Consider the following 10,640-nt stretch of genomic DNA (forward strand, 5'->3'; position numbering starts at 1 on the left):
AACGAATCCGGTGAAAAAACTGACGGCGGCCGTTTTGATCGCGGCTTTAATATGCGCCTGTTTCTCCGGCGGCGCTTTCACGGCGGCCGCGGATTCGCTCGACCGCGCCATGAGTACGGCAAAGCCGGAACTCTACGGATTATACACGCTGCAGTCCGGAAACGCCCTGCGTGACGTATATGATCGCGCAGCGGCAACAAAAGCGGCCGGCGGCACCGACGCCGCGCTTGCTGCCGCGCTGCGAAACGCGCTCGGCGGACTTATCCCGCTCGAAGATTACGGACGCCTCGAACTCGGCGGGTTCGGCAACGTGACAGACGCCGATATCGCTGGGATGAAGCTGAATTCCGGCTCCGTATCCTCCGCCGCGGACGGCGCTATCACGCTCTCCGGCGAAGGAACGCTGCGCTACTGCAACGCGGCGCGCGGCGGGATCGCGGGCCCCGATCCCTTCGGCGCAGTTTCGCCATACGCGGACGGAATCGCGCTGAAGATCGATTCTTCCGCTGACGCGTCGCTCGACGTTGAGATCGGGTCGCGCGGCGAAAACCGCTCCGTCTATACGATTTCGGATATCGCGGTCTCTTCGGGCGAGCGTTATTACTTCTTCCCCTTCAGCCGCTTCGGCTGTCAGCCCGACGAAACGTTCAATTACATCTCGCTGACCTTCACCGGCGCGGACGAGGTATCCTTCTCCGACCTGCACGGCGTCGCGGGAGCGCTCGACGGCACGCGGAAAGCGGAGTATTCCGAAACGCCCGTCACGCCGCAGGCGCTTGACGGCGGCGGATACTTCAAACTGCTGCAAAAAGGCACTTCGCTCGCGCTGACGATGCTTACTCCCGCAGATACCGGCGACAGATGCTGCGTTTTCGCCGATGACGACCCGAACGACGACAGTCAGCTCTGGCTGATATGTCCCGACCCCTCCTCCTCCAACGCGGTGCGCTTCATAAACAAACACTACGCCTTCGCTCTCCGATGCGACCCGAACATCGGATCGACCATATCGGCTTCGCGGCCGAATCTCACCGAACCCGAGCAGGTTTTCAACTATTCTTATAACAAAGCCCGCGGATTCTCGTTCACTGTTTCGGGTAATCAGCGTCTCTCTTATACCGAATCATCATTAAAGTTCGTCTCAATGACCGGCGGGATCAAATACTTTGAGATCGTCTCCGTCGCCGCGCCCGAATGGAGCACCGTATGGAGCGACGAATTCGACGGCCGCGCTCTCGACAGAAACGTCTGGAACGTCAGGGACGGAGTCGTTGACGGCGGCGAGAACTGCTACGCCTTCCGCGACAGCGAAGAGAACGTCTATCTGCAGAACGGAAATCTCGTGATACACACCTTCGAGGGAGAGTACCGCGGGCGCCCCGCGACAAGCGGGCACGTCAGCACCGAGGATAACGTGCAGTTCGGCTACGGCAGGTATGAATTCCGCGTGAAAATGCCGCACGGACAGGGGATATTCCCCGCGCTCTGGATGATGGGCAACGACGACCTGTGGCCGCTGACGGGCGAGATCGATATTCTCGAAATGGTCGGATCCGGCCCGTCCGACGGCTGGAGGGACGACAAAAAAGCAATCGCCACCTTCCACTATGCCGACGAAAACGGCGAGCACCGCGAGATCGGCGGCTACTCGACAAACGGTTTTCTCTACTGCCCGGAGCGTCTTTCCGAGGATTATCACGTATACGCCGTTGAATGGGAAAAGGATCAGCTGCGCTGGTACTTCGACGATATACTTTATCTGACTGTCAACGTCGAAGACGCCGCGCTCGCCTCCGCGCTGCAGGAAAACCCGATGTACATACGCATCAACGTTGCGCTGCACGGGCCCGGCGACTATCAGCTGCCCGAAGATATGGCCGAGGCGTTCACGTACGTCGATTACGTCCGCTATATGAAGCCGCGCTCTTCGGCGGCGCCGCAGGACGGAATAAAATTCGACCGCGCGATTCCGACGTATGATTTCAGCCGGGAGTTCTGGTATCCTGCCAATGCCGGAGCCGCTGACGCCGCGCAGGATAAAATGCTGTATGCAAGCGGTTCTTCCGCGCTCAAGATATTCAGCGTCGGGGATATGAGCGAGCTTTACAGCGCCGAGATCGGCGGCGACCGGTACTGGATAAAAAGCTGCGCTTTATCCGCGGACGGCAGCCGCGCGGCTGCCGGATACACCGGCGGCGTCGCGGCATACAACGGCAGATTGAGCATAAGCGCCAAAACCGACTTCGCTTCAAACTCGCCCGTTGTCGCGTTAAGTCCCGACGGCTCGCGCTGCTACGCCGGCGGACAACCTAACGACTCGAGCGGTTTCTGCGATTACTTTTACGTTTACAATGCGTCGAATATGCGCTTGATCAAGAGCGAATACACCGGCAGCTGGGTGGACAGCATAGCAGTCCACGACAGCGGCGTTTACGCCTACGGGTGCTTCGACGGCACCGTGCGCGTGCGTTCCGCTTCCGACGCCGACCTCGGCGGTTTCACCGCGGGCGGCAGAGTGATAAGCATCGCCTTCTCTCCTGACGGAAAGAAACTCTACACCGCCGACGGCGGATGCAATATTTACGCTTACGATATCGAAAGCGGCACCGCGTCGCTCCTCGCCTCGCTCGGCGACGAAGTTTACCGTATCGCCGTTTCGCCGGACGGAACACGCCTCGCCGCCGCCTGCGGCGACTCCTGCGCGAGAGTCTACGACCTCGCGACCGGACGGCTCGCCGCGCGCCCCTGCCTCGGCAGATTGTTCGTCACCGCAGTCAATTATTCCGTCGACGGCAAGCTTCTGCTTCTCGGCGGTACCGACGGCAAGATCGGCGTTTTCCGCGCCGACGACGGGCATCCGCTCGCGCTGCTGACGGAAAACGACAGACCGCGTTGGTTCGACACCGCCGTCATCTGCGCGGATAACTCCGCCGTCATGTCGATACGCCGCATTTACGACTACCGATCCGGACCGATCGCGTGGACGCTTCCGTCCGATCTCATACCCGCCGACGGCGGAGATCCCTCCGCGCTGGACGCGCTTCCCTATTACGACGAAACGGCCTACACCGCCGAAAGCTACGCGCCTTACGCCGCCGCCCTGAAAAACGCACACGCGGTCAAGGTGAACAGATACTCCGCGCAGGCGGTCATAGACGCCGCCGCGCAGGCGCTTTCCGACGCCGAGTCCGCGCTTGAAGAAAAGACAGTCAGGGGCGACCTCGACGGCGACGGCGAAGTCACCGTCTCCGACGCGCTCCGCGCCCTCCGCTTCGCGGCGGGGCTTTCCGAGCCGGACGAAAACGCTCTTCGCTCAGGCGACGCTGACGCGGACGGCGAAATAACCGTGTCCGACGCGCTCGTGATACTCCGGGTCGCCATTGGGTTGACAAGCACACTCTGACGGAGGCGATGTGTTTGAAAAAACTCATATCCCTTCTGCTGCTCACAGCACTCGTGTGCGCGTGCTTTTCCGGCGCCGCTTTCACTGCGGCGGCGGACTCGCTCGACCGCGCGATGAACGCCGTCAAGCCCGAGCTTTACGGAATGTATACGCCGCAGTCCGGCAACGTGCTGCGAGATAAATACGACCGCGCCTCCGCGCTGAAAGCGACAGGCTCAACCGATATCACTCTCTCGAACTCGCTTCGCAACGCGCTCGGCAGGCTGGTCGCTCTTGACGAATACACACACGTCGCGCTCGCCGGCTTCGGCGGTGTGACCGAAAACGATATAGCCGCGATGAAACTCAACGCGGGCGGCGTTTCCATATCCGGCGGCGCCGTGACGCTCATCGGCGAAGGGACGCTCCGCTACTGCAACGCCGCCGAAAACGGCATAGCCGGCCCGTCTCCCTTCGGCGCCGACCTCTCGGACGCGGACGGGCTCGCGCTGACTGTGACTTCTGCCGCGAAGGCGACGCTCGATCTCGAGATAGGCGTGCGCGGAAGCGAAAGCGACTGCGTTTTCATAATTCCCGACGTCGCCGTTTCCGAAGGTGAAAAGACATACTTTTTCCCCTTTGAGCGCTTCGGCTGTGCGGCGGCGGACAATACGCTGAATTATATCTCGCTCGCGTTTACGGGGTCGCCCGAGGTCACCTTCAGCGACCTCCACGGCGTCGCGAACTCGCTCGACGACGCGAAAAAGAGCGAATACTCCGAGGCCGTCGCGACTCCCGAAACGCTGAACGCGAAAAAATACTACAAGCTGCTGCAGAAGGATTCCACGCTCGCGCTGACGATGTTCAAAGCGACCGGCGAGGGCGACGAGACCTTCGGCTTCACGGAAGACGATCCCGACGACGACGCGCAACTGTGGCAGCTTTGCCCCGATCCGGATCAGCCGGAGCGCGTGCGCATAGTCAACAAGCATTACGGCTATGCGATACGCGGGGCTTATAACTATACACTCGGCTTCCTTCCCATTTCGGCGCGGGCGAACCTCACGAGCAACGAGCAGCTCTGGCTATGGGATTATAACGACGGCGGCTTTGCTTTTTGCGTTCCCAACTGGACGCGCATATCCTACTCCGGCGACAAGTTCCGGATCACCGGCATAAACGCCGAGGTGAAGCGTTTCACCCTCGTCGAGGCCGGCGGTCCCGAATGGACGCAGGCGTGGAGTGACGAATTCAACGGCGCGCAGATTGACCGCGGCGTCTGGCACGTCCTGGAAGAAACGAAAACGTGTTACTCCCTGCGCGACAACACGAACAACGTCTACGTCAGAGACGGCAACCTCGTTATACACACCTTGAGGGAAGAATACAACGGCCGTCAGGCGACGACCGGGCATATACGCAGCGAATTCAGCACCGACTTCGGCTACGGAAGATACGAATACCGCTCAAAACTGCCGAAAGGCGACGGCGTCTGGCCCGCCTTCTGGATGATGGGCGAGGAAGACCTTTTCCCCCACACCGCCGAGATCGACGTCCTCGAGATGATCGGCACCGGCGAAACGGACGACTTCGCCGGCGAAAAGAAGGCGTTCGCCACCTTCCACTACGCGGGGGACGACGGCAAGCACGTCGAGCAGGGCGGCTGGACGGACCTCGGCATTCTCCATACGAAGGAACCGCTTTCCGACGACTACCACATTTACGCAGTCGAATGGGACAAGAATCAGCTCCGCTGGTACTTCGACGATCTGCTCTATATGGTCGTGAATATCGAGGGCGACGCGCTCGAACGCGCGCTTCATACGAATCCGATATATCTGATAATCAGCGTCGGGCTGAACTGCCCTGACGGTCAGCTCCCCGAACATATGGTCGAGTCGTTCCTTTACGTCGATTACGTCCGCTATTACAAGGACGCCTTGTCGGCGAAGCCGCAGGGAAATATCGCGTATGACGTTACGGATTCAAAGCCCGAATTCTCGCAGATCTTCTCTTACGCCGCGCAGACCGGCGCTTACTGCGCGGCGACCGATACGCTCGTCTACTCGACCGGCGCGGGAGAATCGCGCACCTACGGCGTCAGCGATATGGTGTTCCGTTCAATACTGAAACTCGCGGGCGGCGAAAGTGACTGGATCATGTCGAGCGCCGTTTCCGCCGACGGCAACAAAATCGCGCTCGGCAGCAGAGGCAAACTCACGGTGACGGATTCGCAGTTCGCCGCGTCGGAAAGCATCGAGTTTCCGTCTGAATATCCGGCGGCCGCGCTGAGCAACAACGGCTCGCGCTGCTACGCCGGCGGCACCGCGATCGACGATTCCGATTTCTGCAAATACCTCTACGTTTACGATACGTCCGATATGCATACGCTCCGCAGGGAATACACCGGCAGCTGGGTGGATACCGTCGCGGTCGCAGCGAACGATTACTACGCTTACGGCTGTTTCAACGGCGCGGTTTACGTCCGTAGCGCGAGTGGTATCGGCGCTGGAAACTTCAAGACGGACGGCAGAGTCGTCAGCATAGTCTTTTCGCAGGACTGCAAAACGCTTTACGCCGCCTCCGCCGACGGCAATATATATGTTTATGATATAGATACTCAAACCCCCTCGATCTTCGCCTCATGCGTTGACGAGATATATCAGCTCGCGCTCTCACCCGACGGAAAGCATATAGCCGCCGCCTGCGGCGACTCCTGCGCCCGCGTCTGGGACACCGCGACCGGCAAGCTCATCATACGCCCGTGCCTCGGGCGACTGCTCGCGACGAACGTCGCTTATTCATCCGACGGCAAACTGCTCGCCGTCTCCGGCACGGACGGCCGCATCGGGATCTACCGCGCCGATGACGGGCTCCCGCTCGAGTTGCTGACGGAAGGCGTTCCGCGCTGGTATAACACCATCGCGCTGAACGCGGATGCGTCCGTGCTGATGGCAATACGCTACGTTACGGATTACAAATCCGGCCCCGTCGCGTGGCGGCTTCCCGAAGACCTTATACCCGCCGACGGCGGCGACGCTTCCGCGCTCGGCAAGCTGCCCTATTACGACGAAGCTGCCTACACCCCCGAAAGCTACGCCGTCTACGCCGCCGCGCTGAAAAACGCGCACACGGTCAGGACGAACAGATACTCTGCGCAGGCGGTCATAGACTCCGCCGCTGACGCGGTCGCCGCAGCATCCGCCGGACTCGTAAAGGCGGGGCTGATGAAGGGCGATCCGACGGGCGACGGCATGATCACCGTTTCCGACGCACTGCGCGCGCTCCGTTTCGCCGCGAAGCTCGCGGAAGCGGACGCGACCGGACTTTACGTCTGTGACGTCGACTGCGACGGCGAGATCACCGTCGCGGACGCGCTGTTGATCCTTCGCGCCGCGATCGGACTGATACAGCTTTAATAACGGCGGCACGCCGCCGAAAAGATAATGCAAACCAAAGGAGAGACTCAGTATGAAGAAGATCATCGCAACCATCCTGACCGCGATCATGGTCTGCTCGCTCTTCGCGGGCGCCGTCACCTTCGCGGACTCCGCCCTTTCCGCCGCGCTCGAAGCGGCGAAACCGGAGCTTTACGGACTCTATACCGCCCACACCGGCGGCTATCTGCGCGACTGCTACGACAGAGCGCAGGCGGCTCAGCAGGCGGGCGGAGACGGCAGCGACGAGGCGACGGCACTCAACGCCGCGCTCAACGCCCTCACGCCGCTGACCGATTATACCCGCTCGCCGCTCATCGGCTTCGTCAACGTCGACGCCGCGGCGATAGCGGCAATGAAGCTGAACTCAGGCAGCGTCACCGCCGATCAGGGAGTTATCACCCTTTCCGGCGAAGGCAAGCTCCGCTATGCCAACGCCGCAGCGGAGGGGATCTCCGGCGACTCACCCTTCGGCGTCGCGACTGACGACTGCGACGGCTTCGCGCTGAAGATCTCCGCAGACGCCGACGCCGTGCTCGACCTCGAAGTCGGCAGACGCGGCAGCGCGGACGATTGCGTCTTCACTCTTTCCGACGTCGTTATCACCGCGGGCGAGAGATACTACCTCTTCCCCTTCGACCGCTTCGGAGATCTCCCGCTCGACGGCACGCTGAACTACATCTCCCTGACCTTCACCGGCGCTTCGCTCGTTTCCTTCAGCGATCTGCACGCCGTGCTTGCGGAGGAAACCGCCGGCGAGTACGAATACACCGAGACCAAGCTGACCGCCCCCGTTTTCGACAGTTCCAAGTATTACAAGATCACCCTTTTCGGCGATCCCGACAAGGTCTTTGAAATGGTCGACGACACAGGCAACGGCAAGTATCTGCTGAAGGAACCGGTTCCGGGAAAAGCGAGCCAGGAGTGGCAGATCTGCCGCGACCTCTCCAACACGTCGCGCTACCGCATAATCAACCGCCACTACGGCACGACTCTGTTCGCCGACGTGACCGGCGTCGCGCCGTCGCTCAACGACGGAGTTCCCAACCTCACGGACACCAATCAGGAATGGTCGCTCTCGTATAAAGCCAGGACCGGTTTCACTATCCAGATCTCAGGCGTCACCAAGCTGACCACGTCTATAGACGGCAGAGTCCGCTGTCAGAGCGCCGGCACGACCAAGACCTTCGATATCTACGAGGTCCCCGGCGACGATTGGCGCCTCGTCTGGGCCGAAGAGTTCAACGACGGCGAAGTCGACCGCACCGTATGGCGCAACCGCACCGGCAAGTTCCGCCCCGTCAGAGAGCCTATCTACCACCGCGCAGGACCGGAGAATATGTACTTTGAGGACTGCGACGACGACGGCGTCGTCAGCGGCAACCTCGTTATCCGCACCGACACCTCCCCCTGCGAGGAAACCACGCGCTACTACCAGACTCCCGGGCATGAGGAAGACGTCCTCGCGACCGGCGCGTATCTCGACTCCGTCGGCAACCACCTGTTCACTTACGGCAGAATGGAGATCCGCGCACGTCTGCCCGAAGGCGATCACATCTGGCCGGCGGGCTGGATGATGGGCACCTCCACGATGGGCTGGGCCGCCTGCGGCGAGCTTGATATAATCGAAATGGTCGGCAACGGCGAACGCGGCAATCACACCGGCGAAAGTTCTCCGATAGCGACGATCCACTGTATGGCGGATACCGGCGTCGGCTACACGCAGGGAAGCAACGCGACCGGCAAGATGCTCACCGACGATATACTCGCCCACAACTACCACAGCTATATAGTCGAGTGGGACGCCGACAGCGTACGCTGGTTCTGGGACGATATTCTCTTCTTCGTAATGCCCATTGACGTCAATCAGGAGCAGTACTCGTTCCTCTCCAACCCGATGTATCTGATACTCAACACCTCGATAGACACATCCAAGAGGGAGCAGGAAGGTATCAGTTCTCTCCCCGATAACACTCCCGAGGAGAGCTTCTACTACATCGACTACATCCACTACTATAAAAAGACGAAGGAGGCAACTCCCGAAGCCGACTCCCCCGTCGAAACTTATAAGAACTTCGCCTTCTACGATCACTCCAGCGAGATCGAGAACGTCATGGCCGCCGACGGCACCGGCAACAAGGCGTTCATCACCGGCAAGAGCGGCAAAATAATGGTCTATGACATACCCACCGGCACCCTCGACCTCTCCCGCACGGTCAACTACGCCGACTGCCCGTGGAGCGGCGCCGTTTCTCCCGACGGCAGCAAATACGTCGTCGTCGAGCAGGGCGGCAACGACCGCGGCGACGTCAATGCCGGCCGCATACTCGTTTTTGAAAACGGCAACTTCAGCAACCCGAGAATAATTGAAGGCAGCTACGCCTCCTGCGCCGAATGCGCGATCACGCCCGACAGTAAATACCTGCTGCTCTTCGGCAGACCGCACTCCACGGAGGGCAGGAACACCGCGAAGAACGTCTACGTCTTCGACCTCGACACCGGCGAGATTGTTATGCAGGATCCCTACGCCGCTTACGGCCGCGAGCTCGTTATGGCCGCGGACGGCCGCTTCGCCGCCTCCGGCACCGACGGCAAGGCGATGCTCTACTCCGCCGATTTCCAAAAGGTCGGCGAACTTGAGAACGACATACTCGTCAGCGCGATGGCGTTCAGCGGCGACAGCAGCCGCCTCGCTACCTGCAACACACGCGGCGTCATCCGCGTATGGGATTCCGCGACGGGCGAGCTTGTCAAAGCGATTGACGGACCCGGCGAATACGATATCCTCTCAGTCGCGCTGAACGCCGACGGAAGCCGCGTCGCCGTCGGCTGCTCCGACTTCTGCACGAGACTGTTCGACGTCGGAAGCGGCAAGCTTATCAAGCGTATGGCGGGCGCGCAGTCCTTTATCGCCACGGTCAGGTATTCGCCCGATTTCAGCGTTATAGCCGCCGCGTCCAACGACGGCAAAATCCGCGTCTACGACGCGGACGGCAACATCCGCTGCATCCTCGAATCCAACCGCGGCGATACCGGCTATATCGACAAGTTCCTCTTCTCAGCGGACGGCAAGCACATCGCCGCCGAGATATTCATTACTCAGAGAAGCTGCGTCGCCTTCTGGGAGCTTCCCGACGGCATAGCTACCGAAAAGGCCGACTTCTCCGCGCTCGAGGCGCTGTCGTTCCATGACGAAACGGCGTACACCGCCGAGAGCTACGCTCCCTACGCCGAGGCGCTGAAAACCGCGAACGCGGTCAAGGCGAACCCGTACTCCGCGCAGAGCGCGATCGACGCCGCAGCGCAGGCGGTCGCGGAAGCCGCGGAAGGTCTCGTTGAAGGCGGAGACGAGCCCGATATAATGAAGGGCGACTTCGACGGCGACAAGCAGATCACCGTAAACGACGCCCTTTCCGCGCTCCGTATCGCCGCGAAGCTGGCCCCCGAAACGCCTGAAGCGTTGCTCATAGGCGATATTGACGGCGACGGCATGATTGCCGTCAACGATGCGCTCGCGATACTCCGCGTCGCCGCGAAACTGGTTGACAGCCTGTGATCACATTAACTCACGCCGAACAGGCGGAAGATACACTCGGCAGAGGACTGCGGTCTTCTGCCGAGCTTCATAAGAGGGTGAACGTATGAAAAAAACGATAGCCGCGCTGCTTTCCGCGCTGATGCTCTGCTCGCTTTTCGCGGGCGCGATACCCTTCGCCTCCGCGGATTCCCTCGACGACGCGATCGCCGCCGCGGGCAGAGAGCTTTACGGTATGTATACGGCGCAAAGCGGAAACCTGCTTCGCGACTGCTATGACAAAGCA

4 protein-coding genes are annotated in these 10,640 nt (G+C 60.7%); all 4 read left to right on the forward strand.

Annotated elements, in window-relative coordinates; translation table 11 throughout:
• Nucleotides 1-10 precede the first annotated feature (10 nt).
• Nucleotides 11-3,403 carry a family 16 glycosylhydrolase gene (locus tag J5441_06730; protein MBO4934839.1) on the forward strand — a complete coding sequence of 1,131 codons (3,393 nt, stop codon included), beginning with the start codon at nucleotides 11-13 and terminating at the stop codon, nucleotides 3,401-3,403.
• 14 nt (nucleotides 3,404-3,417) lie between these two features.
• On the forward strand, nucleotides 3,418-6,801 hold the full coding sequence (locus tag J5441_06735) for a family 16 glycosylhydrolase (GenBank protein MBO4934840.1): 3,384 nt from the start codon (nucleotides 3,418-3,420) through the stop codon (nucleotides 6,799-6,801).
• Nucleotides 6,802-6,853: 52 nt separating this feature from the next.
• A complete protein-coding gene (locus J5441_06740) occupies nucleotides 6,854-10,375 on the forward strand; it encodes a family 16 glycosylhydrolase (protein ID MBO4934841.1) in 3,522 nt (1,173 codons plus the stop codon).
• An 85-nt stretch (nucleotides 10,376-10,460) separates the two neighbouring features.
• Nucleotides 10,461-10,640: hypothetical protein (locus tag J5441_06745; GenBank protein MBO4934842.1), on the forward strand; the 180-nt coding region annotated here is incomplete at its 3' end.

Source organism: Clostridia bacterium (genome assembly GCA_017620395.1).
Lineage (GTDB): Bacteria > Bacillota > Clostridia > Oscillospirales > RGIG8002 > RGIG8002.